The sequence below is a fragment of the Brevundimonas bullata genome (genome assembly GCF_003350205.1).
GTDB lineage: Bacteria > Pseudomonadota > Alphaproteobacteria > Caulobacterales > Caulobacteraceae > Brevundimonas > Brevundimonas bullata.
Map to the genome: position 1 here is coordinate 25,891 of NZ_QLLC01000020.1, position 22,649 is coordinate 48,539.

The following is a 22,649-nucleotide window of genomic DNA, read 5'->3' on the forward strand; positions in this document are numbered from 1 at the left end:
GCGCGTCAGCCCTGAAACGAAGAAGGCCCGACCATCCGGTCGGGCCTTTTTTCGTGCTCTAAACGTCATCCCGGAAGCGGCGAAGCCGTTATCCGGGACCGCAGGAAACACTCACGGCGGCATCTAGGGCGGTCCCGGCTCTTCGCTGCGCTGCGGCCGGGATGACGACGGCGGAAGCTACTTGACCGTCGCAGCCAGCAAGGCCGAGCGCCTGGCCGCCCTGCCCTTCAGCCAGCGCATGGCGACGACGGCGACGACCACAAGAGCGCCAAAGGCGATCAGCATCAGGGTCGGGCCGTGCGCCTCGCTCATGAACTCCAGCTGCGCCAGACCCTTGGCGGCCAGATAGCCGGGCGCCAGCATGGCCAGGACCCAGACGAAGGCGGACGTCACATTGGCCAGTTGGAACACGCGCTGGCGCATCCGCAGAACGCCCACCATGACCGGCACAAAGGCCCGCAGCGGACCGAAGAAGCGGCCGATGAAGATGGAGGCCACGCCGTAACGACGGCAGTAGAGCCGCGTCCACGCGATCTTGCGACGATGCGGCAGCAGCATGGGCTGGCGCAGCACGCCCGTGCCCAGTCGCCGCCCGATCCAGTAGGAGATGGCGTCGCCCATGACCGCGCCGATGACGCAGCCGGCGATGATGGTCAGCGGGTCCAGCACGCCCGCAGCCACCAGACCGCCCGCCGCCACCAGCAAGCCGGTGGCCGGCACGAAGGCGCCGATGACCACCAGAGATTCGAAAAACGTGACCAACCCTAGAACGACCCCGGCCCAGACATGGTGTCTGGCGATGAAATCGGCGGCCGAACTAAGCAAACTATCCATACTGGTCCTCTATCGTCTCCCGCATATGGGAGATCGCCCCCCAAAGGGAATGCGGCGATGGGACGCCACCGACGGAAACAGGCAGGCCGTGGCGCGAACGCCTCAGTCTGGGCCGTGGAGTCTAGTTGCCGCCGATCTGGAGCGAGACGCCGGCGGACTTGGAGGTCGTGTCCATGTCCCGCACGTCCGAACGGTCCCGCAGCGGCGCATAGGCCCGGCTGCGATAGCCGCCTTCATAGCCGAACGGCTCGACGACGCCGAAAGGACGCCCATAGGCGCCATAGGGAAGCCCCCACGCCGAGCCATAGCCATAACCATAACCCCAGGGGCTGTTCTTGGTCTGACTGACCATCAGATTCAGCGTGCCGGTCTCTCCCAGGGGCAGGGACACCGCCGCCGAATAGTCTCGATAGCCGCCCGTGCCCATGCCGACGCTGAACTGTCCGTGCATCTTGCGCGGCCCGGCCTCCGCCTCGGCCCAGGGATCGATCGGCGCCGGCGAGGCGCTGACCGTGCGCTCGCCGATCCAGCGGGAAATCTGCGCATCCGTCGACAGGCCGTGCGGGGCGGCGCTCTGCACCGTCGTGCTGGGCGAGGCGTCGGAGGTGGATTCGGCCAGGAGGGCGGCGGAGGCTGTCGGAATAGCCTGTTCGCCGCGCGGCGCGGTCGTGACCACGCCCTCCGGGTCCATGTTCGCCAGCAACATCGCGGCGGCGGCCAGTTCGATCATCATGCGCCCGTACTCCCGTTCACGACTACCCTAACCGCAAATGCGGCCCCAAAACGACTATTCGCTCAGGCGGTCCCGTCACCGCGCCCCAGCGGGTCAGGCAGGGCCTCGCCTTCCGGCACAAAGCTGAGGGCGACGGAATTGATGCAGTAGCGCAGGCCGGACGGGGGCGGACCGTCGGGGAAGACGTGGCCCTGATGGCTGTCGCAGCGGGCGCAGCGCGTTTCGACGCGGACCATGCCATAGCTGTCGTCACGCACGGCGCGCACATGAGCCTCGTCCACCGGCACGCTGAAGCTGGGCCAGCCGGTGCCGCTTTCGAACTTGGTGGCCGAGCGGAACAGCGGCAGGCCGCATTCGCGGCAACAGAAGACTCCGGCCCGCTTCTCGCCCAGCAAGGTGCCGCAGAAAGGCGCCTCGGTGCCGTGGGCCAGCAGGACGCGCTTTTCCTCCGGCGACAGGTCGGCCTCCAGCGCGATGCGCTGGCTCTCGCTCGGCGGCGTCAGATCAAAGCCCGAAGGCGAACGCAGAGGCGTGGGGGATTCGGTCTGGGTCATGCTCCTAATGTAGTCAGGGCGACAGAGATTGCACGGACGGCCGGTTGGCGAACTTGCGAAAAGGCCACCGAGAACCCTCTCCCGGCGGGAGAGGGCTTGAGCCTCCAAGAGCGTAGCGATTGGAAAGGCGAAAGTGTGAGGGGCTGCGGCCTCATTCGGCGATAGCCGTGGCGCGGCGGCTTGCGCCGACGGATACCGACGCCCCTCATCCGGCCCTGCGGGCCACCTTCTCCCATCGGGAGAAGGACGACCGAGATCAGCGTCAGTCCCCAGAATCAAAACACCCCCGGGCGCGAACCCAGGGGTGAGATGGACGGGCCTCAAGTAGCCCGAAGGGCGGTAGGCCCACTAACCGGCCTCAAGTAGCGCGAAGCGCGGTAGGCCCCTTAAAAGAGCCCACCCACCCAGGCGCGAACGGCGGCTTCGTCGGTCGGGTTGCCGGTGTAGGTCAGGCCCTGGGCCGGGCCATAGCCCTGGTTGTTGCCACGCTGACGCGTGGTCCAGGCCTTGTGGCCATAGCTGAGGTCCGAATAGTTCGACGGCAGGCGCTGCACGGTCGGCTCGATGAAGATGGAGTCCACGTCGGTAGCCGAACCGGCCAGTTGCACGTTCGGCAGACGGGTCAGCAGGTCGAGGGTGTCCAGGCAGCCGTTGGTGCAGCCGCCGTCGACCAGAACCACGACCTTCCCCTGCACCGGGTTGGCGGCGCCGGTGTCGGCCACGGACGGACGGCCCGGCATGACGAAGGTCTGCTGACCAGCAGCCAGGGCGGCGTCAAAGGCGGCGACAATGGCCTGGGTCTGCTTGATGACCGGGGCCGATTCCTGCACGAAGCGCGGGTCCGACTGCATCCGGTTCAGGGTGTCGGCGAACCACTGGCGATTGGCGGCGGTGGCGCGATAGGTGATCTGACCGGCTTCCGGCTGGCGGCTGACGGTGAACTCCGGCGTCCAGATGCGGTTGGCCAGGCCATAGCCGCGCGAGGTGGCGTTGACCGAACCGCCCTCGGCGCCGCGCAGGTCGATGACCAGGCCCTGCGCACCGCGCAGCGTTGCGATCTGGCTCTCCACCTGGGCGAAGAAGGCGTCCCAGCCGGCGTTGTCTTCCAGCGAGTTGACGTGAACCCACGGACGACCGTCAACCTGCTCGATCGACAGCTTGGTCGCGCCCGGCGTGAAGACCGAGGCGCGGTAGGCGGCCTCCAGGTTCGCCGCCGTCGCCGGTTGCGGGCTCATCTTGTATTCGCGGGCGCGACGGCCGACCTGGAACTCGCAGGTCGAGGGCACGCCGCCGACCATGGGGTTGTTGCGGTTCCACAGGAGGTAGGGCGCGGTGCGGACCCGGGCCGCCTCGGTGGTCAGGTCGCCTTCAAAGCCGTCGAGCTTGGCCTTGGCGAAGTCCGCGATGGGCTGAAGGTTGCAGGTCTTGACCACGGCGCCGACCGGCGGCGCGCCGCGCACGCCCGGCTGGACGTAGGAGACGACGTATTCGCCGTTGCGCCAGGCGGTGGCCACGCCGGGCCAGCCGGTGGCGAAGAAGGGGCTGGCCGCTTCAAAGGTCGGGTTGGTGGCGATGTTCGAGTCGCGGAAGCCATTGGCGTAGTAGCGCAGCAGGTAGGCGTGGCTTTCGCCGCTGTTGACCTGACCGGCCTTGGACAGGGCGTCTTGCAGCCCGGCGTCGATCCAGCTGCGGAAGGTTTCGCTGGCGGCGCCCGGCACCACGGCGGCGGGGTGGTTGGCCTTCAGCGCGTCGTGCGTGGCCTGAAGATCCTGGCGGGCCAGGTCGCTGAAGTTCTGAGCCGAGGCGTTGCCGGCCGCGAGGGCCAGGGCGAGAACAGCCGCCGAAGCGGTGAGCAGACGTTGCATGAAGGGAACTCCCAGAGGCCGTCGAAACGCGGTTTCGCCGTGTTTAAACCCAAGAAAGGCCGTCGTTAAACCCCCGCGACGAATTGACCGTCACGCTGGGCCCCGTGCCTGGCCCCGTGCTCGCCCTCGTCGCCGCCCGTTTACTCGGGCCGACCTGCGCCCTAGTTCGGGCGGATGCATCGCTTCTCTGACCTGTTCCTGACGTCCAGCGGCCGCATCGGCCGGATCGCCTTCCTCGTGGGGGCGGGCCTGGTGCTGGGAGTCTGGGCGGCGTTCGACCTGCTGGCGCCTTTGGCCGTGCGCGACATGGCGGGCTGGCTGGTCGCAGCCGCCCTGCTCTACAGCGCCGCCTGCCTGCTGTCGCAACGGCTGCACGACCGGGGGCGGTCGGGATGGTGGAGCGGGCCGATCCTGCTGGCTTTCGCCATGGCCTGGCCGCAGCCCCAGGCCCCGTTCGACTGGATCGCCCTCGGGCTGCTGGTTCTGGTCGCCGCGGACCTGATCCTGCTGCCGGGCCAGAAGGCCTTCAACCGTTACGGCGCGCCCACCCGGGGCTGAGGCGAAGGATCAGAGCGGCGGCTCGCCGTCCTGAACCGCACCGAACACCCGCTGGAACGAGGCCTTTAACGCCCCGTCCGCCTCGTCCATCGTCGCCAGGACGCCGAGATCGACCAGGCTGGTGACGCCGTGCTCGGTGATGCCGCAGGGCACGATGCCGCCGAAATGATCGAGGTCTGGCTCCACGTTCAGGCTGATGCCGTGGAAGCTGACCCATTTGCGGACCTTGACCCCGATGGCGGCGATCTTGTCCTCGCGAGACCAGCCCGCGCCCTTGCGCTCGACCCAGACGCCGACGCGGCCCTCGCGCATTCCGGCCTCGACGCCGAACTGATCCAGGGCGCCGATGATCCAGTCCTCAAGCCCATGCACGAAGGCGCGCACGTCCTTGCCGCGCCTGCTCAGGTCCAGCATGACATAGGCCACGCGCTGGCCCGGGCCGTGATAGGTGAACTGCCCGCCCCTTCCCGTGCGGTGGACTGGGAAGCGGTCGGGCGCCAGCAGGTCGTCGTCCTTGGACGAGACGCCCGCCGTATAAAGGGGCGGATGCTCCAGCAGCCAGACCACCTCCTCGGCCTCGCCCGCCGCGATGGCGGCGACGCGGGCCTCCATGGCGGCGACGGCGGGTTCGTAGTCGACATAGCCGGTCGAGACCGCCCATTCGACGGGACGACCGTCGGCGCGGATCAAAGATGGTTGGGTGATACTTAACGGGTCGGCAAGCATGACGCTTCAATGTGTCTCTCGACGGGGCGGCGCAAGGGCCTCCCCTTCATTGTGAGTATCATCTTGAGCCAGATCGAAGCCGTCGAAGTCGAGATTTCGGTCGTGCTGGGCCGTTCGGTCCTGCCGATGCAACAGCTGCTGCGCATGGGTCGCGGCGCGGTGATCCCGCTGGACGCCTCTGAACGCGACGAGGTCTGGATCCTGGCCAACAACCACCCGGTAGCGCGCGGCGAGATCGAGATTCGCGACGACCGCATCGCCATCACCGTGACCCGCCCCGCCGACATCTATGACTTCATGGCCGGCGCGGCATAATGCTGGAGCCGCGGTCAGAAGGCTCCGCCTTCTCGACCCGACGCGGCTCTCGATGGTGAAACCGCAGGAAAAGCCGAGACTTCGTCTATTTCCGCAAAAGCCTCTTTTCTTTCCGTCGCCTCTCCGCTATTGCCCGCCCTCCGATGCGAGCGGTCGTGGCGGAATTGGTAGACGCGCAGCGTTGAGGTCGCTGTGGGGCAACCCGTGGAAGTTCGAGTCTTCTCGACCGCACCATCTGATCTGACAGGGCGATATTCGGCTTTCTACCAAGGCTGACAACATTCGGGGAGGCAGACACGTGAGCAACACGGATTCCGCCTCCCCGGCCCCTGAACACGACATCGAAACCGAAGATCACGTCGCCCTGGGCGAGGACTACGCCCTGACGGCGTCCTTCGTCGAAAAGGTCGTGGACGCCGCCGACGACGGCGACGGCATGCGCCTACGCGGCCTGCTGGAAGACCTGCACCCCGCCGACGTCGCCGACCTGATGGGCTTCCTGACGTCCGAGCACCGCGCCGTCGTGGTCCAGTGGCTGCCGCCTGACCTTCTGGCCGACACCCTGCCCGAGCTGGACGACGGCATCCGCGAGGAAGTGCTGGAGCGGGTGCCTCACCTGACCCTGGCCGAGGCTCTGCAAGAGCTGGACTCCGACGACGCCGCCGCCGTGGTCGAGGACCTGGAGGACGACCAGCGCGAGAAGGTGCTGGCCGCCATGCCCGAGGAGGATCGCGCCGCGATCGAAAGCTCGCTGGGCTATCCTGAAGATTCCGCTGGCCGCCTGATGCAGCGCGAGGTCATGGCCGCGCCGCTGTTCTGGAACGTCGGCGACACCATCGACCACGTCCGGCGTCAGGGCGAGGACCTGCCCGAGCTCTTCTTCGACATCTATGTGGTCGACCCGTTGAACCGCCCGGTCGGCGGCGTCGCCATCAGCCGCCTGCTGCGGGCGCCGCGCGAGACCCCGCTGTCCGAGCTGATGCAGCCGGTCAACGAGATCGACGTCGATGTGGACCAGGAAGAGGTCGCCTACATCTTCGAGAAGTACAACCTGATCTCGGCCCCGGTCGTGGACACCGGCGGGCGGCTGGTCGGTCAGCTGACGGTCGATGACATCGTCCACATCATTCAGGAAGAAAACCGCGAGGACATCCTGCGTCTGGCCGGTGTTTCGGACGAGGACCGCTCTTCGGGCGTGCTGGAGATCGTGCGCGGTCGCGTGCCGTGGCTGGGCATCAACCTGTTCACGGCCGTCCTGGGCGCCGCTGTCATCGCCGTCTTCGAGGGCACGATCCAGCAGATCGTCGCCCTGGCCGTGCTGATGCCCATCGTCTCGGCCATCGGCGGCAACGCCGGCACCCAGGCCCTGGCGGTGACGGTCCGCGCCCTGGCCACGCGGGAACTGACCTCGTCCAACGCCGTACGAACCTTCTGGCGCGAGATGATGGTCGGCCTGGTCAACGGTCTGGTCCTCTCGCCCCTGATCGGTCTGGCGGCGGGCTTCTGGTTCCAGGACTGGCGCCTGGGCGCGGTCATCGCCGCGGCCATGATCCTGAACCTGCTGGTCGCGGCCACGGTCGGCGTGCTGACGCCGCTGACCCTGTCCAAGCTGAAGTTCGACCCCGCCGTCTCCTCGGCGGTCTTCGTGACGGCGACGACGGACTTCTTCGGCTTCCTGATCTTCCTCGGCCTGGCGACCATCGTCCTCCTTTAAAGGGCGCGTTTTCACGTGAGTGTTGGCGAACCGATGGCCGCATGAGCCCCGTTTCCTTGCCCGTCATCCTCGCCCTTGTGGCGAGGATCCAGACACGCAGCCAAACCCATTTTGAGCGATCCGCTTAACCAAGGCCCGCGTTGAGGATCTGGATCCTCGCCACAGGGGCGAGGATGACGCAGGTGTAAGCGACAGCGCCAAAACTGAACGCGTCCTGCTCTGAAGCGGGACGACGTGCTTCGGAACGCGGCTTGCTGCTTCGCCTGATGGGCGAGCGCGCCCGTTCCGAATTGGGTCAATCCGTGTCCGCAACAACGTCCCAGCGTCTGAAGGTGTCCCGCGAGGGTCTGCTTCTGATCAAGAGCTTCGAGGGCTTTCGCCCCCGGACCGTGCGTCGTCGCGACGGCGTGCCGGTCATCGGCTACGGGCACGTGAAATCCGCCCGCCCCGGCGCGACCATCACCGAGGCCGAGGCCGAACTGCTGCTGCAATACGATCTGCTGCCCATCGTCGAGGCCATCAACAGCCGCGTCTCGATCCCGCTGAACCAGCATCAGTTCGACGCCCTGGCCAGCTTCATCTTCTCGGTCGGGGTCCAGCGTTTCGAAGGCTCCGACGTGCTGGAGCGCCTGAACGCCGGTTCAACGGCCCAAGCCGCCGAGGCCCTGAGCGGTTGGCCGGATCGGGTCCAGCCGCCTGTCGACGCCCCCTATCGCCGCCGCTCGGCCGAACGCGCCCTGTTCGACGCCGCGCCCGACCTCCCCGCGCCGCTGGACGCCCTGCTGACCGCGCCCGTTCGCGGCCCCAACGCCGTCCAGCACGCCGAAGATGAGACGCCCGCCACCGTGCAGGTGCTGCGTCACGAGAAGCGCACGGCGCAGACGCCGGCCTGGAACGACACCGGCGCCGTCATCTTCATCGGTGGCGTCGGCCTGCTGGCCTTCATCGCCGGAATCGCCGCCTTCCGTCGCGTGCTGGCGGATCATCAGGCCACCGACGGCACGGTTCTGATCGGCGGGGTTTTGGCCGTCATCGGTCTGATCTTCATCGGCGTCGCGGGCTGGAACCTGACGCGCAAGCGGAACAATAAGCGCGCCGTCTGACGCCACTTTGCGAAGCGCGTGCGCGATGCTACGCCTTGCGGCATGAGCATTCCCTTCGCGCCCCAATCCATGGAATTCGGCCTCGGCGAGAACGCCGACGCCATTCGTGAAACCACCGCCCGCTGGGCCGCCGACCGGCTGGCCCCCCTCGCCGCCGAGATCGACGAGAAGAACGAATTCAGGCGCGAGCTGTGGCCCGAGATGGGCGAGCTGGGCCTGCACGGCATCACGGTCGAAGAAGAGTTCGGCGGCCTCGGCCTCGGCTACCTCGAACACGTGGTGGCGATGGAGGAAGTGTCGCGCGCCTCGGCCTCGATCGGCCTGAGCTACGGCGCCCACTCCAACCTGTGCGTCAACCAGATCCGCCGCTGCGGCACGCCCGAGCAGAAGCAGAAGTATCTGCCCAAGCTGATCTCGGGCGAACACGTCGGCTCCCTGGCCATGTCGGAGGCCGGTTCCGGCTCGGACGTCATGTCGATGCGCACCCGCGCCGACAAGAAGGGCGACCGCTATGTTCTGAACGGCACCAAGTTCTGGATCACCAACGCCCCCTCGGCCGACACCCTGGTGGTCTACGCCAAGTCCGACCCCGAGGCCGGCTCCAAGGGCTGCACCGCCTTCATCGTCGAGCGCGGCATGAAGGGCTTCAGCGTCTCCAAGAAGCTGGACAAGATGGGCATGCGCGGCTCCGACACCGCCGAGCTGGTGTTCGAAGACTGCGAGATCCCGGAAGAGAACGTCATGGGCCCTGTCGGCGGCGGGGCCGGAGTGCTGATGAGCGGCCTGGACTATGAGCGCGCCGTCCTGGCGGGCGGGCCGCTGGGCATCATGCAGGCGGCGCTGGACGTGGTCCTGCCCTACGTTCGGGATCGCAAGCAGTTCGGCAAGCCCATCGGCAGCTTCCAGCTGATGCAGGCCAAGGTGGCCGACATGTACGTCGCCCTGAACAGCGCCCGCGCCTATGTCTATGCCGTGGCTCGCGCCTGCGATCAGGGCAAGACCACCCGCTACGATGCCGCAGGCGCCATCCTGCTGGCCTCGGAAAATGCGGTGAAAGTGTCGCTGGAGGCCGTGCAGGCCCTGGGCGGCGCCGGTTACACCAAGGAATGGCCGGTCGAGCGCCTGGTCCGCGACGCCAAGCTCTATGACATCGGCGCCGGCACCAACGAAATCAGGCGCTTCCTGATCGGGCGCGAACTGCTGGGCTGACGGAACGACACGGCGGGCGGACGGTTTCTTTTGCTCACGCAGGAGAGCCGCCATGCCCGCCAAATCCGCCGCCCAACAGAAGGCCGCCGGGGCCGCCCTGTCCGCCAAGCGCGGCGAAACGCCGAAATCCAGGCTGAAAGGCGCGTCGAAATCCATGATGGAGTCGATGAGCAAAAAGCAGCTTGAGGAATTCGCCCATACGCCGCGCAAGGGCAAACCCGAGCACGTGACGAAACATTAAGCCGCACCCTATGCGTGAGGGATGGCGCAGGGTTCGCGCCGCCCCTAACTTGGCGAACATTCGCTCCCCGAGTCTCGCCTGATGACGCTTGTTTCCCCGCCGCCGCCCGATGAGAGCCGGACGTTTTCGGACGTTCTGGAATCTCTGGGCCATGGCGACGATCCCAAGCTGACCTTGAAGGAAATGGTCGAGGCCTTCGGCGAACGAGGCTTCGGCGCTGTCATTCTGATGTTGTCGCTGATGGCCCTGCTGCCCTGGCCCCCAGGGGGAAAGGCGGTGTTCTCGGCCCCCATCATCCTGATCGCCGCCGAACTGGCCCTGCAACGCGACAAGGTCTGGCTGCCGCGCTGGCTGATGAAGGTCACGCTTGGCCGCGAGACCTACCGGCGGCTGCTGGCCTCTCACTACGCCGCCCCGCGCTGGCTTCGTCGCTGGGTGCTGCTGGGCGAGGTTCAGATCGGCTTCGGTCGATGGTCGGCCCGCTACGGCTTTTCAGACTGGGTTCGGCAAGCCGTCAGAAAGCGCCCCGACAGCCCGACGACCATTGAGCTTCTGCGGCGCGCCGAACGCCTGACCCGCCCACGCTGGCCCATCATGACCGGCGAGGCCGCCGATGTGGTGATCGGGATCATCTGCATCCTTCTGGCCATGATGATGGCCTTGCCCGTGCCCTTCGGCGACGCCCTGCCCGGCCTGACCCTGGCGATCTTTGGTCTGGCCATTATTCAGAGGGACGGCGTCTTCATCGTCGCCGGACTGATCGGCACGGCCATCTGCACCGTCTATCTGGCCCTGGTGTGGACCACCGTCGTGGCCATTGTTCACGGCATCGCCCACTGGTTCGGCACGCTGTTCTAGCGCTCAAGTCGCGCGCAGCGCGATAGCGCACATCAAGATACAAAAAGCGCCGCCGGGTTGCCCCAGCGACGCTTCATTGTCTGACCGCGAACGGCCTAACCGCTGCCTCCCCGAAGGATCAGGCCCGGACCTCCCGCGAGGTCCAGATCGCGGCTGGCGCTCGCGATTGATGACAATGAGACACTGGCCACCTCCTTTCAGCTGCTTGAACAGGAAGGTCAGGCTAGGTCCGGTCGCGGCCTGTCGTAAAGGCCGCTCCCGCCATCGTGATCAGGCCGGTTGAGGCGAAGGCGCCAGGCCCTGCATGACCATGCGGTTGATGTCGATCAGGGTCTCGAAATCCCCCTCGCCGCGCATCACCGCCGAGCTGTGGCGACCGATGAACAGGTCCAGGGAAATGATCTGCGCCCGCAAAGCTTGCGGCATGGCGTTGGTCGAGTCGCTGCACGACGTGGACAGCGTCGACCACAGCCGACGGTTCCAGTCGATCGCGTCGATCCGGGTGGCGATGTCCAGCTTGTCGACCGTGGACGCGTGCATCAGGGCGCGCGTCACCTGGCCGAACAGCCGATATTCCATTTCGCGCGGTGATTCAGCCCGCGTCGCCGCCGTCTTGTACGCTTGAAGCGACATTGCCGAGCCTTTGGTCTTCGTAATCGACGATCTTACGGGCGCCCATCAGGGCCTTGTAGTACTGCCGCGCCAGCACGTGCTTGGAGCAGGTCACGCATTCCGCCAGGATGTCCGGGTTGCGAACCGCCCCCATGAACTCGGTCAGGCGCAGGGCGAACTCGTCATAGAAGTTCGCCGCCGACGGCTCGTCCAGATACATCATCATGACGGGGAAATAGATGCGGCGCGCGGGCGTGGTCACGTCCTCGGGCTGCATGATGTCCTTCTCACGCAGGACGCTGGCCTTGTTCTGCAGGACCAGGACGCCGCGCCGGTCGCCGTTCTGGACGACGGCGCCGTTCAGGACGAATTTCTCGCCGGGCTTGAGCGATAATTTCAGCGGCAAAGGGGATCTCCGTAGCGCACCCCAACCTGAACGGTCGGCGACTGAAGAACTGTAAAGCAGCGTGGTTAACCATCTCTTCCCGCGTCACTGCGGCAAACGCCGCATGCATCAATCAACGGAACGTCGCCCCTGCCTGAGCCGTTAGCTTGATCAGCAAGGAGGCGCACAATGGGCAACCCGGACCACGATTTCGACGCCCAGGATCAGGCCGAAATCTATGACGAGACCCACATCGACGATGAAGGCGACGGCGAGTTATCGCTGGATGAAGCCGACGACGTTCTGGACGTGACCCAGGCCGAAGGCGACGGCGACGAGGAGCCGTTCGACGAGGACGATCAGGACCTGGACCAGGCGCTCGCGCTTGACGGCATCGAAGCCGAGGCGGACGCCCTGTTGGGCCTGGATGCCCAGCGCGTCAGCGAAATCGACGCCAACGGCGAGGTCGGTTCCGCCCCGGACGAGGTCGAGCTGGTCTATGCCGGTCTGATGCGCAACCAGCGCGGCGCCCAGGCCAGCGCCGCCCACTGGGAGGCCAAGCGCCTCTCGGATGACGACATCGAGGACCTGGGCTACGGCCCAGACAGAGAGGAAACAGCATGAGCGAACATCACCCCACCAAGACCCAGGAAGACTGCGACCCCAACACCCCGCCCGCGAAGGCCGCGGCGCGTGAGGAGGGCAAGCCGGACCAGTTGAAGGACAAGGCCAAGGACGCCGAGAACCGTCAGGAAGCCCTGATCGATGAAGGCGTCGAGGAAACCTTCCCCGCCAGCGACCCGGTCTCGGCCAAACGCATCACCTGACGGGCGGCACGGTCTGTTCAGGCGCGTCTTGATAAGCTACCTGCTCCATTCCACCTTGATTGGAGCAGGTTTTTCATGAGCCGGTTCGAAGGCACGTCCAACTATATCGCCACCGACGACCTGAAGGTGGCGGTCAATGCGGCGGTGGCGCTGGAGCGCCCATTGCTGATCAAGGGCGAGCCCGGCACCGGCAAGACGGTTCTGGCCTATGAGCTAGCGCGGGCGCTGAACGCCCCCCTCATCACCTGGCACGTCAAGTCGACGACCAAGGCCCACAACGGCCTCTATGAATACGACGCCGTCAGCCGTCTTCGCGACAGCCAGCTGGGCGACGAGCGCGTCCATGACGTGCGCAACTACCTGAAGAAGGGCAAGCTGTGGGAGGCCTTCACCGCCCCGGCCCGCCCGGTCCTGCTGATCGACGAGATCGACAAGGCCGACATCGAATTCCCCAACGACCTGTTGCAAGAACTCGACCGCATGGAGTTCTACGTCCAGGAGATCGACGAAACGATCCGCGCTGAAATCCGCCCGGTCGTGGTCATCACCTCGAACAATGAAAAGGAGCTGCCGGACGCCTTCCTGCGCCGCTGCTTCTTCCACTACATCCGCTTTCCCGACGCCGAGACCATGCAGGACATCGTCGAGGTCCACTTCCCCGGCATCAAGCCGAGGCTGGTCGCCGAGGCGCTGCGGACCTTCTATGAAATCCGCGACACGCCGGGCCTGAAGAAGAAGCCCTCGACCTCGGAACTGCTGGACTGGCTCAAGCTGCTGCTGGTCGATGACGTCTCGCCGGAGACCCTGCGCGAAAAGACGCCGGGCAAGCTGATCCCGCCCCTGCACGGCGCCCTGCTGAAGAACGAGCAGGACGTCCACCTGTTCGAGCGGCTGGCCTTCCTGAACCGCCGCGAGGGCGGCCGTCCCGGCGGCTGAGACCGCCGCGCTTCGGCCGTCTTCGATTACCGCGATTTCACTGGAATAGCTGCGCCTTGCGCGCACAATCGGACCCGAACAGGAGCCGACCCATGCATCATCTCCTCTGGCCCGCCTGCGCCCTCGCGCTGATGACCGCCGCCTGCGACAACGCCGGCACGGTCCGCATCACCTCGACCTCGTCCGGCAAGGAAGCCGGCGTGCTCAAGGTCGTGGACACTCTGCAATGCCCGCAGACCCAAGGCGTGCTGACGCGCAAGGGTTCGGCCCGGGCCGACGGGACGACCTGCGTCTATAGCGGCCCGCGCGGCTCCGAAGTCACCCTGCATCTGGTGTCGCTGAACGGCGGATCGGTTCAGGACGCCCTCAAGGTGTTCGAGAACCGCCTGTCCGCCGACCTGCCCGAAGCCTTGGCCGAAGCCCGCGCCGATGAGGATCGCGCTCGCGCCGAAGCCGACCGCGCGCAGGCCGACGCCGCCAGGGCCGAGGCCGATGCCGAACGTGCGGGCGCCGATGCCGAGCGCGCCGCCGCCGACGCCGCTGCAGACTCCGCCCACATCAGCGCGCCCGGCATGCGCATCGACGCCCAGGGCGACAAGGCCACCGTCCGCCTGCCCGGCATGAGGATCGACGCCGACGGCGACCGCGCCAACATCAAGATCGGCGGCATCACCATTCGCGCCGACGACAAGAGCGGTCAGGTGAACGTGCGCTCGACCGACGAGGTCGTCAGCATCGACGCCCACGACAATACCGCCCGCATCCGCACCAGCGCCCCGGGCGAGGCCGTGCGCGCCACCTTCCTGATGACCGCCGACCAGTCCTCGACCACCGGCTGGCGCGTCGTCGGCTATGAGGCGCGCGGCCCCTCGGGCGGCCCCATCGTCGTCGCCACCGTCCGCGGCAAGGATCGTAACGAAAACCGTGTGTTCGAGGCCGCCAAGGCCCTGGTGACGCTGAACGTCGGGGATTAACCCCCACGAATCGCAACGCTCGCCCTTGATCGAGCGTTCGGGATGCGTCACCTCACCTGCCCCATGCGCAGGACCCCGATTTTGGCCGAAGAACACGAAGACCTGGCGCCCAAGCCCAAGCCCAGAACGCCCAAGCCCCCGCGCGCCTGGCAGCGGATGCTGTCGGGCCGTCGCCTCGACCTGCTCGATCCGTCGCCGTTCGACATCGAGATCGAGGACATCGCCCACGGCCTGGCCCGCGTCGCCCGCTGGAACGGCCAGACCATCGGCGAGCACGCCTTCTCGGTCGCCCAACACTCGCTGGTGGTGGAAGAGATCGCCGCGCACATCCGTCCGGGTCTAGAACCGAAATGGCGGCTGGCCGCCCTGCTGCACGACGCCTCTGAATACGTGATCGGCGACATGATCTCGCCGTTCAAGTCGGCGCTGGGCGCCGGCTACAAGGACTTCGAGGCCCGGCTGGAAGCCGCCATCCACGTCCGCTTCCAACTGCCGCCCAAGACGCCGCAGACCATCAAGACCCTGATCAAGAAGGCCGATCGCGCCTGCGCCTTCTATGAAGCGACGCAGCTGGCCGGCTTCAACCGGCGCGAGTCGCTCCAGATCTTCGGCGCCCCGCCCGCCGGCTATGACCTGATCATCGACCCCCTGCCCGCCTCGGTGGCGCAGCAACGCTATCTGGACCGCTACCGCGTTCTGGCCGAAGCTGTCGGCATCCTGCCCGGCGCCGACGCCTGGCACACGGAATAGGGACTGCATGACGCAAGGGGCGGCGACCCAGGGCAACGAGCAAGGCGTGCGGATCGGCCTGTCGGCCGTGGTCATCGCCTTGCGCGCCGGTCAGGCCGTCGTCCTGACCACCCACGCCGCCGACGGCGCCCCGGCCCTGCCCTTCGGCCCCTTCGACCCGGCGCGTGACCGCACCTTCGAACTGGCCCTGCGCGCCTTCGTGACCCAGCAAACCGGCTTTCCGCTCGGCTTTGTCGAACAGCTCTATACCTTCGGCGACGCGGGCCGCGCCTCGCCGCGCGCCACGCCCGGCCCTGAGCGCGCGCGCGAGGTCTCGGTCGGCTACCTGGCCCTGACCGCCGAGGCGCCCGAGGCCCCCGGCCTGGACGCCGCCTGGACCCCCGTCTTCGACATCTTCCCGTGGGAGGACTGGCGCGACGGCCCGCCCGCCGTGATGACGCCCCTTTCGCCCGCCCTGCGCGCCTGGGCCGCCGACGACGCCCGCCGCCTGGGTCGGGCCGAGACCCTGTTCGCCCTGACGCCGGATCGCCGCTGGAACGAGGAACGGGTGCTGGAACGCTACGAGCTGCTCTACGAGGCCGGGCTGGTCGCCGAGTCCGGCCGCGACCACGACCGCTCCGCGCCGTCACCGCTGCCTGACCTGCCGATGGCCTCGGACCACCGCCGCATCGTCGCCACGGCGCTGGGCCGCCTGCGCTCCAAGCTCAAGTACCGCCCGGTCCTGTTCGACCTGACGCCCGACACCTTCACCCTGTCGGCGCTACAGGCCGCCGCCGAGGCCGTCGCGGGGCTTTCGCTGCACAAGCAGAACTTCCGCCGCGGGGTCGAACGCGCCGGCTTGGTCCAGGCCACCGGCGTGTTTTCCAGCGACACCGGCGGTCGTCCGGCCGAGCTGTTTCGCTTCGTCGGCATTGATCCGCTGGGCGGTCCCGCGCCCGGCCTGACCCTGCCCGGACAGCGCTGAAACTTTTATCGAATTTCTTGCCTAGAATCGCTTGCGGCCCGCGCCGCCTTTGACTAGAGAAGCCCCTCGCTCGACCAAGCGAATATCGGCCCCGCGGAGAGGTGGCAGAGTGGTCGAATGTACCGCACTCGAAATGCGGCGTAGGTGGAAGCCTACCGTGGGTTCGAATCCCACCCTCTCCGCCACACACTCACTCGCTAGATTGAAGTCTCCCCCACAGCGGGAGATAGCCCCCACATTCCCGTGCTTTAGCGGCTGACGGAGACCGCATTCGCGTCTCTCGTAGCCGCCCGCCGCCTCCATTCACGGCCGTGACCCGCGCCCGTCTCCGTCTAGCGCGAGGCGGTCTGGTTTGGGCCTTTTCCTGCTTTTCCTGCTATCGCCATTTTATCAGGGTTTCGGCATCGGGGAATCGCAGGCCGATCTCTCGAAAGTCACGACTATTCCGTGCCTTGCCTGATTAGAAAGCCAGAATTCCCCTGCGTAATAACAGGAAAACAAATCGACGGAACAGGATCGTAAATCGACCGAACAGGGCTTTATATCGACCCGAACAGGCTGATAATTTTGGCGACGATGTAGTGGGTGCTGCGCGAGGCTCAGCCGGCGTAGAGACGCCGCTGCTCAGCCCAGGCGAGCGGCATATCGCAGGTCATGAGCGCTTGGAGGCTCATGGCCTCTTTCTGCGTGCCGTCAAGAATGGCGCGCTTGAGGTCCGGAGCCAGGAAGGCGACACGGATCAAGCGCGCGGCATAGCCATCGGTCATGCCTTCCTTGCGGGCGATGGCCGCCAGGGTCGCTTCCTCGCCTGTCATCAACTTACGCTTCCAAGCTTCAGCTCGCACGAGCGCCGCGCTCAACGACCCATCGACAGTCCGGCGCATGATGGGGCTCGCCCCATCCGGGCCGATAATGGTGAGGGCGCCGCGACGCGTGACAGAGAGCGGCAGGCGCAGAAGCGGCATGTCCTCGAGCCGCTCCAGGCGTTCAAGGATCATCCGGCCCGCGTCCGTGACCCACTCGTCGCAGCGGGTCGGATCGAGGCGTATGAGCATCGTATCACGCCCGATTTCGATGCGATCGATGAGATCACGAATAGCAGACCAATCGCCCGTCCCCTCGATCGGCATGAGCGGCGCGACGGCGTTGAGCACCCCAGCCTCAATGATCGGCGCGGAGATTCTCCCGTGGACGCCAGCCGCACCCGACTTGCCCTTCTGGATCGCCGTCGAGACGTAGTACCGATAAGTCGCCCCGCCCTTCCTCGGCGCACTGACCGGTGACATCGTGTGGCCAGCGCTGTCGAAAATCAGGCCCGTAAGTGGAGCCCCGGCGTGGGGCGGCCTCGCCTTCCCGGGCTTTCGCTTCCTCCTCGTCTCGTCCAGCAGTTGCTGTACTGCGTCGAAGGTTTCGCGATCGACCAGGGCCGGATGCTGGCCAGGATAGACGTCGTCCTTGTGGGGGATATCGCCGGCGTAAATGGGGTTGCGCAGCATGTGATAGGCGCCCCCGCGCTCAATCGCCATGCCGCCCTTCGGCTCCCCCGCCTTGTTCGTCCAGCGCTTGGAGGTCACGCCTCGCGCCGCCAGTTCGTCTATCATCCGATTGACGGACCGGAGTTCAAGGTAGCGCTGGAACATCCAGCGCACGATCTCAGCCTCGGCCTCGTTGATCTTCAGCGTCCGCCCGTCTGGATCATAGCCAAGGACGGGCCGTCCACCCATCCAGAGCCCCTTCTTCTTCGAGGCCGCAATCTTGTCGCGTATCCGCTCGCCCGTGACCTCGCGCTCGAACTGAGCGAATGAAAGAAGCACGTTTAGGGTCAACCGGCCCATGGACGTCGTGGTGTTGAAGGCCTGGGTTATACTGACGAAGCTGGCGCCCGCGCAGTCAAGGACATCGACGATCCTGGAGAAGTCCGACAGCGACCGCGTCAGGCGGTCAACTTTATAGACCACGACCACATCGACCCGCTTAGCCGCGATCTCCGTCATCAGGCTACGCAGCGCCGGGCGCTCCAGATTGCCCCCGCTGAAGCCGCCATCGTCGTATATCTCGGGAAGGAGCACCCAGCCCTCCCCCGCTTGAGACATCACGTAGGCGGCGCAGGCGTCACGCTGCGCATGCAGCGAGTTATAGTCCTGCTCCAGCCCCTCCTCGGCGCTCTTGCGGGTGTAGATGGCGCAGCGGATCGTCTTGGGCGCTAACATCAAGCGGCGACCTCACGCAGGCCAAAGAACCGCGGACCGTTCCACCGGACGCCCGTAATGGCGCGGGCGACGTGGGAGAGGCTCTTGTAGGGCCGGCCCTCCCAGACAAATCCTCCCTCCACCACCTCGACCTGATGTCGCTGCCCCTGCCAGGTCCGTTCCAGCCGCGAACCGGACTTGAAGGCTGCGGTGCGGATGGTGGCTTTACGTCCCGTCCGATGCCGAGCGGCGGTCTGGGCCAGACGCTTATCAAGGACGCTGTCCCCGCCTTCGACCGCCATCTGCATGCGCTCGGCCAGAGCCCGGCGCATGAGGTCCCCGGATCGAAGCGGCGGCGGTTCGCCGAAGCGCCCACGCCAGACCGCGCGCAGGGCGTCGATTTTCATCGTCTCAAGCGCCTGAAGATCGTCGACGCAGCTCACTGGCCCGCCTCCTGCATGATCCGCCAGCGCCGACCGACCTCGGCCTTCGCGCTCACGACGGTGTAGCCCTTGCGTTTGAGCGCGCCGGCCATGGCGCCGCGGATCGAATGGGCCTGCCAGGCGGTCACGGCTATCATCTGCGCCATGGAGGCGCCGTCAGGGCCGCCCAGCAGGGCGATCAGATGATCCAGCTTGGAAAGCCTCGGGCCAACCGGGGCGAGCGTATCGCCGGATGTGTCGATGTCGATGTTGGCCTTGGTCATGATGTTCCGGTCCAGGTGAGCCAGGCTAAGCGCCCTACTGACCTGAGCCCGGGGCGGCCGGGCGGTTCACTACCGCTCTGGGCCAGACGCTTGTCCAATGGTTTCCTGGCCCAAACCCTTCTTCTTGTGGGAGCCGATCTCGCCCAAGGTGAAGTTGCTGCTGAAGGCCGAGAACAGGCGCTCGACCTCGTCGATGCGGAAGTATCGGTCATTAGCCGTTCGGCTGGTGGGCTTGTCGCGCCGGGCATGGTGATCGGCCGTGGCCTTGGGCACCATGTAGACTTGGCGCAGCGCGCCGCCCTCACCCGATAAAATAACGATCGCCAGCCAATCGAACATGTCTCCGGCCTTGTAATCGACGTAGGCCGCGCCCCTCTTAAAGGTCCGCGACTTCACCGAAATCCGCTGCGCAGGCGCGCCCAGGGGCTGGGCGATGACATCGTAATGGGGCCAGTTGTCGGGAACTTTTAACGCGGGAATGCCGGCGAGCGTCAGCTCGGCCGCGACCAGCATTTCGCAGGCATCGCCCATTTGTTTGGTCGTGAAGCGCCGGCCGGCCGACGCACCCGGCGTAACGCCATCGGCATCGACAGCGGCTTTAGGGGCGGCATCCATTCAGCGGACCTCCCGTAGACGACAAGTGACATCGTCATGGTCTCAACCACAAACAAGTCAAGCCGATTGTCTCTGATCGTCTGTAGACCTATCGACGACATCGCCATGTCCAAGTGGGGATGGAAAACGTCCGTCAACGCCTTGCCGCCAATCTGCAAAAGCACCGCCGCGCCAAGGATCTTAGCCAGGAAGCCTTTGCCCACGAGGCAGGCATCCATCGAACCTACGTGAGTGATCTCGAAAGAGGAGCGCGGAACCCGACGATCGATGTAATCGACCGCCTGGCCCGCGCCTTGAACGTCAAGATTAGCGATCTGCTAGACTGAGAACAGTCGCTCCATAAACCCAGCTATCTCTTTGAGCGTTCGGCCAGACTGATCATGAACGCCCGGATCAACGGGTCCTTGGAGCCAACGTCCTGATAATCGGGAGCATGCTGATCAATCAACCTCAGGCGACTATCTTGGATGATGTTGTCCCCGAAGGCGTCCTGGATCAGCTTGATCGCTTGTCTCTGCTGAGAGATCTTTCCGTTCGCCGCGTCGATGAAGATGCGGTAGTAAATGGCCTGATCCAGGGTCATTTTCTTGACCCCGCCTGGCGTTTTCACTGGGATTTTGATCCGGGCGATCGCACGCACGTCACGGCCTTGCTGGCTCGGGATTTGCGCTTGCGGGACCTTGCGCGGACGCCCCTTCGGATTCCCCGACCTGCCAGGCTTGAACCGCGTATCTTTGGCCGGATTATTGGGGGCCTCGGGATGGTCGGTCATGCCGCGCCCTCCTCGGCTTGCTGGCTCGCCCTCACCTCGGCGACGTCAGCGAACACCCGGCCATCCCCCTCAAGCGTCGCCTGAAGCTTGGCCCTTTCACTGAGGCGGCGGATGATGACGTCGCAATAGAGCGGATCGATCTCGACGCCGCACCCGCGGCGGCCGGTCCGGTGCGCCGCCAGAAGGGTGCTGCCAGAGCCCGCAAAGGGATCCAGCACGATGTCGCCACGGCGCGAGCAGTCGCGGATGGCGTCCATGATCATGGCGACAGGCTTCACGGTGGGGTGATCGGCCAGGTCCTCGTCCCGACCGGCGCCGAAACTGTTGGCTCCGGCATAAGCCCAAACATTGGTCCTATACCGGCCGTGCCGCCCGAGCTCCACGTTGTTCACGTGCGGCGCTCGGCCGTATTTGAAGACGAGCACCAGTTCATGCGCCGATCGATAGAGCGAGCCCATGCCCCCGTTGGTCTTGGTCCAGACGCAAAGGTTTTTCAACTCGCTGTAGGCGGCGGTTCCCGCCTGCAGAATCTCGGGCAAATGGCGCCAGTCCATGCAGTGGAAATGGATGGATCCCTCCGTCGACGCCTTGGTCACCTGTGTGAAGACCCGAAAGAGGAAGTTAGCGAATTCTTGGCTGGCCATCTCTCCCGACGCCATAGCGAACTCTCGATGCTGGGCCTTTCCCAACCCGGAAACATGGCCTGCGATGGGGAGATTGTATGGCGGATCAGCGAACACCATCCCCGCCTTCTCCTCGCCGAGGAGTTGAGCGTAGGTCTCAGTCTGCAACGCATCCCCGCAGATCAGGCGATGACGCCCGATCTGCCAGACATCGCCCGGGCGCGTGACAGCGGGGCCCGCAGCGGATGCAGGCACTGCGTCATCGGGGATGCCCTTGGCGACTTCCGTTCCGATGTCGCTGAGAATGGCGTCGATCTCGGGCAATTCGAAACCGGTCAGGCACAGATCGAAATCCACATCCAGATCGGCCAGGTACTGGAACTCGACCCCAAGCAGGTTGCGATCCCAGCCGGCGTTCTCCGCCAGTCGATTATCCGCAATGACGTAGGCGCGCACGTCGGTCTCGCTCATGTCGGCCAGGCAGACCGTCGGGACCTCAGTCAGGCCCAACTGTTTGGCCGCAGCGATCCGGCCATGGCCGGCGACGACGCCATCATCCTTGTCGATGAGCACCGGGCTGGCGAAGCCGAACCGCTGGATAGAGCGGGCGATCTGGTCGATCTGCTTTTGACTGTGGGTTCGTGGGTTTCCAGCGCGTGGCCGCAGGTCGCTAATGGGGCGATATGTGATTTGCAGGTGGGACATAAGGCGTTCCCGTCATGCGCCGGGGCCCGCTGCGTGGATGACCCGGCTGTTCAAGAAAGCCATGCCCTGCGAATGCTGAGCATGGGTCTTGATGACGGCGGCATTCAAGCAGGTCGGCCGTCGGACAGCGGTTCGGGGTGGCGTCGCCTCAGGCAACGCAGGTCTCCGCTGGAGACAATCTATAAATACGTCAAAAGCGCGCGCGGTGAAAGACTCTACCGTTGAATCCGCCAGACCTCCTCCTCCAGCCCCGGCATCGTCAGCTGGAAGATCAGGGTCTCGACCGAGGGGCGATCGTTGGGGAAAATCAGGGCCAGGACCATGAACAAGCCGACATAGAGGCCAACGACCGGTAAGGCCGTCTTCAAACTCCCGGCCGCCTGGACCAAAGTCAGGCCCGTCTCGCGCCGCCCAAATCCTGGCTGGGCTATCACGACAAGAGACGCCGCCAGCGCTAGGATCTTGCCCTGCCAGTTCCAGTCGCCGCCCAGCGGCAGGTTCGGGAACAGGCCGTATCCGTTGGTCAGCATCAGGTCGTTCATTAGGACCAGCGCCGCCGCCGCCAACAGCCAGGGCAGGGACATCCGCCCCGGCAGAAGAGCCCCCAGCACGATGCCCGCGCCCAGCATCAGGGCCACTACGCCCAGATTCCAATGAAACCGTCCACGCCGCGCTCCTTGATATCTGCGAACGGGACGATTTCTGCCCCGACCGGTGCGGCGCCCGCTTCTCGAAAGACGGCGAAACGGATCTCAGAACCCGGCGACCTGGCTCCTCACGCCGCCATCCGCCTCACGCGACTGGAGGGCGCGGCGATATCCTCCACACCAGACGCCGTGCACCTTCTTCGAGGGCAGCCTGCATCGGCTCCAAAGGCTTTG

The 22,649-nt window shown here is 65.9% G+C and carries 28 protein-coding genes and 2 tRNA genes; 16 read left to right on the forward strand and 14 right to left on the reverse strand.

The annotated features are described in order from the left end of the window. Positions 1–177: 177 nt before the first annotated feature. The 4 genes from DXK21_RS10765 to DXK21_RS10780 all read right to left on the reverse strand — a co-directional run bounded on the left by DXK21_RS10765 (position 178) and on the right by DXK21_RS10780 (position 3,986). Positions 178–834 carry a DedA family protein gene (locus DXK21_RS10765; RefSeq protein WP_114817782.1) on the reverse strand — a complete coding sequence of 219 codons (657 nt, stop codon included), beginning with the start codon at positions 832–834 and terminating at the stop codon, positions 178–180. Positions 835–955: 121 nt separating this feature from the next. After that, on the reverse strand, positions 956–1,567 hold the full coding sequence (locus tag DXK21_RS10770; RefSeq protein ID WP_211306020.1) for a hypothetical protein: 612 nt from the start codon (positions 1,565–1,567) through the stop codon (positions 956–958). A 62-nt stretch (positions 1,568–1,629) separates the two neighbouring features. Then, on the reverse strand, positions 1,630–2,121 hold the full coding sequence (gene msrB, locus DXK21_RS10775; RefSeq protein ID WP_114817783.1) for a peptide-methionine (R)-S-oxide reductase MsrB: 492 nt from the start codon (positions 2,119–2,121) through the stop codon (positions 1,630–1,632). Between the two features lie 386 nt (positions 2,122–2,507). Then, positions 2,508–3,986 (reverse strand): S41 family peptidase, encoded by a 1,479-nt coding sequence (locus DXK21_RS10780; RefSeq protein WP_114817784.1) that lies wholly within the window; start codon positions 3,984–3,986, stop codon positions 2,508–2,510. Positions 3,987–4,160: 174 nt separating this feature from the next. Here DXK21_RS10780 and DXK21_RS10785 point away from each other — a divergent pair, with 174 nt between their 5' ends. Beyond that, positions 4,161–4,544: a DUF805 domain-containing protein gene (locus DXK21_RS10785; protein ID WP_114817785.1), complete on the forward strand. Its 384-nt coding sequence runs from the start codon at positions 4,161–4,163 to the stop codon at positions 4,542–4,544. Between the two features lie 9 nt (positions 4,545–4,553). Here the strand turns inward: DXK21_RS10785 and lipB are convergent, their stop codons facing one another. After that, the gene (gene lipB, locus DXK21_RS10790) at positions 4,554–5,270 is read right to left on the reverse strand and encodes a lipoyl(octanoyl) transferase LipB (protein WP_114817786.1); all 717 of its coding nucleotides are present in this window, start codon (positions 5,268–5,270) and stop codon (positions 4,554–4,556) included. A gap of 9 nt (positions 5,271–5,279) precedes the next feature. On the opposite strand from lipB, the gene DXK21_RS10795 reads away from it, so the two are divergent. The 7 genes from DXK21_RS10795 (at position 5,280) to DXK21_RS16950 (ending at position 10,710) form a co-directional block, all read left to right on the forward strand. Further along, positions 5,280–5,585 carry a FliM/FliN family flagellar motor switch protein gene (locus tag DXK21_RS10795; protein WP_114817787.1) on the forward strand — a complete coding sequence of 102 codons (306 nt, stop codon included), beginning with the start codon at positions 5,280–5,282 and terminating at the stop codon, positions 5,583–5,585. 149 nt (positions 5,586–5,734) lie between these two features. Continuing rightward, positions 5,735–5,819, forward strand: a tRNA-Leu gene (locus tag DXK21_RS10800). A gap of 64 nt (positions 5,820–5,883) precedes the next feature. Further along, positions 5,884–7,299, forward strand: a complete 1,416-nt coding sequence (gene mgtE, locus DXK21_RS10805; RefSeq protein ID WP_114817788.1) for a magnesium transporter — start codon at positions 5,884–5,886, stop codon at positions 7,297–7,299. A 251-nt stretch (positions 7,300–7,550) separates the two neighbouring features. Continuing rightward, entirely contained in the window at positions 7,551–8,402 is an 852-nt protein-coding gene (locus tag DXK21_RS10810; protein WP_114817789.1) for a lysozyme, read from the forward strand. Positions 8,403–8,444: 42 nt separating this feature from the next. Continuing rightward, complete coding sequence (locus DXK21_RS10815) at positions 8,445–9,611, forward strand: isovaleryl-CoA dehydrogenase (protein WP_114817790.1); 1,167 nt, start codon at positions 8,445–8,447, stop codon at positions 9,609–9,611. A gap of 52 nt (positions 9,612–9,663) precedes the next feature. Continuing rightward, complete coding sequence (locus DXK21_RS10820) at positions 9,664–9,852, forward strand: DUF3008 family protein (protein WP_114817791.1); 189 nt, start codon at positions 9,664–9,666, stop codon at positions 9,850–9,852. 81 nt (positions 9,853–9,933) lie between these two features. Next, entirely contained in the window at positions 9,934–10,710 is a 777-nt protein-coding gene (locus DXK21_RS16950; RefSeq protein ID WP_114817792.1) for an exopolysaccharide biosynthesis protein, read from the forward strand. A gap of 270 nt (positions 10,711–10,980) precedes the next feature. On the opposite strand, the gene flaF is transcribed toward DXK21_RS16950, so the two are convergent. Together flaF and flbT are read right to left on the reverse strand one after the other, a co-directional pair. Further along, on the reverse strand, positions 10,981–11,343 hold the full coding sequence (gene flaF, locus DXK21_RS10830) for a flagellar biosynthesis regulator FlaF (RefSeq protein ID WP_114817793.1): 363 nt from the start codon (positions 11,341–11,343) through the stop codon (positions 10,981–10,983). Beyond that, complete coding sequence (gene flbT / locus DXK21_RS10835; protein ID WP_114817794.1) at positions 11,303–11,728, reverse strand: flagellar biosynthesis repressor FlbT; 426 nt, start codon at positions 11,726–11,728, stop codon at positions 11,303–11,305. The genes flaF and flbT overlap by 41 nt, the downstream gene beginning before the upstream one ends. A gap of 168 nt (positions 11,729–11,896) precedes the next feature. Between flbT and DXK21_RS10840 the strand changes: the two genes are divergently transcribed. From DXK21_RS10840 to DXK21_RS10870, 7 genes are all read left to right on the forward strand, one after another. Further along, entirely contained in the window at positions 11,897–12,331 is a 435-nt protein-coding gene (locus DXK21_RS10840; RefSeq protein WP_114817795.1) for a hypothetical protein, read from the forward strand. Further along, a complete protein-coding gene (locus DXK21_RS10845) occupies positions 12,328–12,534 on the forward strand; it encodes a hypothetical protein (RefSeq protein ID WP_114817796.1) in 207 nt (68 codons plus the stop codon). Before DXK21_RS10840 ends, DXK21_RS10845 begins: the two co-directional genes overlap by 4 nt. A 75-nt stretch (positions 12,535–12,609) precedes the next feature. Next, entirely contained in the window at positions 12,610–13,470 is an 861-nt protein-coding gene (locus tag DXK21_RS10850; RefSeq protein ID WP_114817797.1) for an AAA family ATPase, read from the forward strand. Between the two features lie 92 nt (positions 13,471–13,562). Then, entirely contained in the window at positions 13,563–14,444 is an 882-nt protein-coding gene (locus DXK21_RS10855) for a methyltransferase type 11 (protein ID WP_114817798.1), read from the forward strand. Positions 14,445–14,600: 156 nt separating this feature from the next. Beyond that, positions 14,601–15,194: a YfbR-like 5'-deoxynucleotidase gene (locus DXK21_RS10860; RefSeq protein ID WP_114817816.1), complete on the forward strand. Its 594-nt coding sequence runs from the start codon at positions 14,601–14,603 to the stop codon at positions 15,192–15,194. A 7-nt stretch (positions 15,195–15,201) separates the two neighbouring features. After that, on the forward strand, positions 15,202–16,158 hold the full coding sequence (locus DXK21_RS10865; protein WP_114817799.1) for an NUDIX hydrolase: 957 nt from the start codon (positions 15,202–15,204) through the stop codon (positions 16,156–16,158). A 95-nt stretch (positions 16,159–16,253) separates the two neighbouring features. Beyond that, a tRNA-Ser gene (locus tag DXK21_RS10870) sits at positions 16,254–16,343 on the forward strand. 414 nt (positions 16,344–16,757) lie between these two features. Here the strand turns inward: DXK21_RS10870 and DXK21_RS10875 are convergent. The 4 genes from DXK21_RS10875 to DXK21_RS10890 form a co-directional block, all read right to left on the reverse strand. Continuing rightward, positions 16,758–18,368, reverse strand: coding sequence for a recombinase family protein (locus DXK21_RS10875; protein WP_114817800.1), 1,611 nt, complete (start codon positions 18,366–18,368; stop codon positions 16,758–16,760). Then, the gene (locus tag DXK21_RS10880; protein WP_114817801.1) at positions 18,368–18,790 is read right to left on the reverse strand and encodes a DUF2924 domain-containing protein; all 423 of its coding nucleotides are present in this window, start codon (positions 18,788–18,790) and stop codon (positions 18,368–18,370) included. The genes DXK21_RS10875 and DXK21_RS10880 overlap by 1 nt, the downstream gene beginning before the upstream one ends. After that, entirely contained in the window at positions 18,787–19,053 is a 267-nt protein-coding gene (locus DXK21_RS10885) for a DUF3489 domain-containing protein (protein ID WP_114817802.1), read from the reverse strand. The genes DXK21_RS10880 and DXK21_RS10885 overlap by 4 nt, the downstream gene beginning before the upstream one ends. 69 nt (positions 19,054–19,122) lie before the next feature. Then, positions 19,123–19,668 (reverse strand): hypothetical protein, encoded by a 546-nt coding sequence (locus DXK21_RS10890; RefSeq protein WP_114817803.1) that lies wholly within the window; start codon positions 19,666–19,668, stop codon positions 19,123–19,125. A 119-nt stretch (positions 19,669–19,787) separates the two neighbouring features. On the opposite strand from DXK21_RS10890, the gene DXK21_RS10895 reads away from it, so the two are divergent. Continuing rightward, a complete protein-coding gene (locus tag DXK21_RS10895) occupies positions 19,788–19,994 on the forward strand; it encodes a helix-turn-helix domain-containing protein (protein ID WP_114817804.1) in 207 nt (68 codons plus the stop codon). Between the two features lie 23 nt (positions 19,995–20,017). On the opposite strand, the gene DXK21_RS16525 is transcribed toward DXK21_RS10895, so the two are convergent. The 3 genes from DXK21_RS16525 to DXK21_RS10910 form a co-directional block, all read right to left on the reverse strand. Then, positions 20,018–20,440 carry a DUF5681 domain-containing protein gene (locus DXK21_RS16525; protein ID WP_162790642.1) on the reverse strand — a complete coding sequence of 141 codons (423 nt, stop codon included), beginning with the start codon at positions 20,438–20,440 and terminating at the stop codon, positions 20,018–20,020. Beyond that, positions 20,437–21,768 carry a site-specific DNA-methyltransferase gene (locus DXK21_RS10905; protein ID WP_114817806.1) on the reverse strand — a complete coding sequence of 444 codons (1,332 nt, stop codon included), beginning with the start codon at positions 21,766–21,768 and terminating at the stop codon, positions 20,437–20,439. Before DXK21_RS10905 ends, DXK21_RS16525 begins: the two co-directional genes overlap by 4 nt. Positions 21,769–21,983: 215 nt before the next feature. Continuing rightward, positions 21,984–22,406: a hypothetical protein gene (locus tag DXK21_RS10910; RefSeq protein ID WP_114817807.1), complete on the reverse strand. Its 423-nt coding sequence runs from the start codon at positions 22,404–22,406 to the stop codon at positions 21,984–21,986. Positions 22,407–22,649 lie beyond the last annotated feature (243 nt).

Coding starts and splice junctions, on each gene's coding strand:
- DXK21_RS10865 (WP_114817799.1), top strand. CDS start 15,202: ATGACGCAAGGGGCGGCGACCCAGGGCAACGAGCAAGGCGTGCGGATC.
- DXK21_RS10850 (WP_114817797.1), top strand. CDS start 12,610: ATGAGCCGGTTCGAAGGCACGTCCAACTATATCGCCACCGACGACCTG.
- DXK21_RS10890 (WP_114817803.1), bottom strand. CDS start 19,668: ATGGATGCCGCCCCTAAAGCCGCTGTCGATGCCGATGGCGTTACGCCG.
- msrB (WP_114817783.1), bottom strand. CDS start 2,121: ATGACCCAGACCGAATCCCCCACGCCTCTGCGTTCGCCTTCGGGCTTT.
- flaF (WP_114817793.1), bottom strand. CDS start 11,343: ATGTCGCTTCAAGCGTACAAGACGGCGGCGACGCGGGCTGAATCACCG.
- DXK21_RS10765 (WP_114817782.1), bottom strand. CDS start 834: ATGGATAGTTTGCTTAGTTCGGCCGCCGATTTCATCGCCAGACACCAT.
- DXK21_RS16950 (WP_114817792.1), top strand. CDS start 9,934: ATGACGCTTGTTTCCCCGCCGCCGCCCGATGAGAGCCGGACGTTTTCG.
- DXK21_RS10845 (WP_114817796.1), top strand. CDS start 12,328: ATGAGCGAACATCACCCCACCAAGACCCAGGAAGACTGCGACCCCAAC.
- DXK21_RS10820 (WP_114817791.1), top strand. CDS start 9,664: ATGCCCGCCAAATCCGCCGCCCAACAGAAGGCCGCCGGGGCCGCCCTG.
- DXK21_RS10905 (WP_114817806.1), bottom strand. CDS start 21,768: ATGTCCCACCTGCAAATCACATATCGCCCCATTAGCGACCTGCGGCCA.
- DXK21_RS10860 (WP_114817816.1), top strand. CDS start 14,601: ATGCTGTCGGGCCGTCGCCTCGACCTGCTCGATCCGTCGCCGTTCGAC.
- DXK21_RS10840 (WP_114817795.1), top strand. CDS start 11,897: ATGGGCAACCCGGACCACGATTTCGACGCCCAGGATCAGGCCGAAATC.
- DXK21_RS10885 (WP_114817802.1), bottom strand. CDS start 19,053: ATGACCAAGGCCAACATCGACATCGACACATCCGGCGATACGCTCGCC.
- DXK21_RS10780 (WP_114817784.1), bottom strand. CDS start 3,986: ATGCAACGTCTGCTCACCGCTTCGGCGGCTGTTCTCGCCCTGGCCCTC.
- DXK21_RS10785 (WP_114817785.1), top strand. CDS start 4,161: ATGCATCGCTTCTCTGACCTGTTCCTGACGTCCAGCGGCCGCATCGGC.
- DXK21_RS10795 (WP_114817787.1), top strand. CDS start 5,280: ATGTGTCTCTCGACGGGGCGGCGCAAGGGCCTCCCCTTCATTGTGAGT.
- DXK21_RS16525 (WP_162790642.1), bottom strand. CDS start 20,440: ATGACCGACCATCCCGAGGCCCCCAATAATCCGGCCAAAGATACGCGG.
- DXK21_RS10770 (WP_211306020.1), bottom strand. CDS start 1,567: ATGATGATCGAACTGGCCGCCGCCGCGATGTTGCTGGCGAACATGGAC.
- DXK21_RS10815 (WP_114817790.1), top strand. CDS start 8,445: ATGAGCATTCCCTTCGCGCCCCAATCCATGGAATTCGGCCTCGGCGAG.
- DXK21_RS10855 (WP_114817798.1), top strand. CDS start 13,563: ATGCATCATCTCCTCTGGCCCGCCTGCGCCCTCGCGCTGATGACCGCC.
- DXK21_RS10895 (WP_114817804.1), top strand. CDS start 19,788: ATGGAAAACGTCCGTCAACGCCTTGCCGCCAATCTGCAAAAGCACCGC.
- lipB (WP_114817786.1), bottom strand. CDS start 5,270: ATGCTTGCCGACCCGTTAAGTATCACCCAACCATCTTTGATCCGCGCC.
- DXK21_RS10875 (WP_114817800.1), bottom strand. CDS start 18,368: ATGTTAGCGCCCAAGACGATCCGCTGCGCCATCTACACCCGCAAGAGC.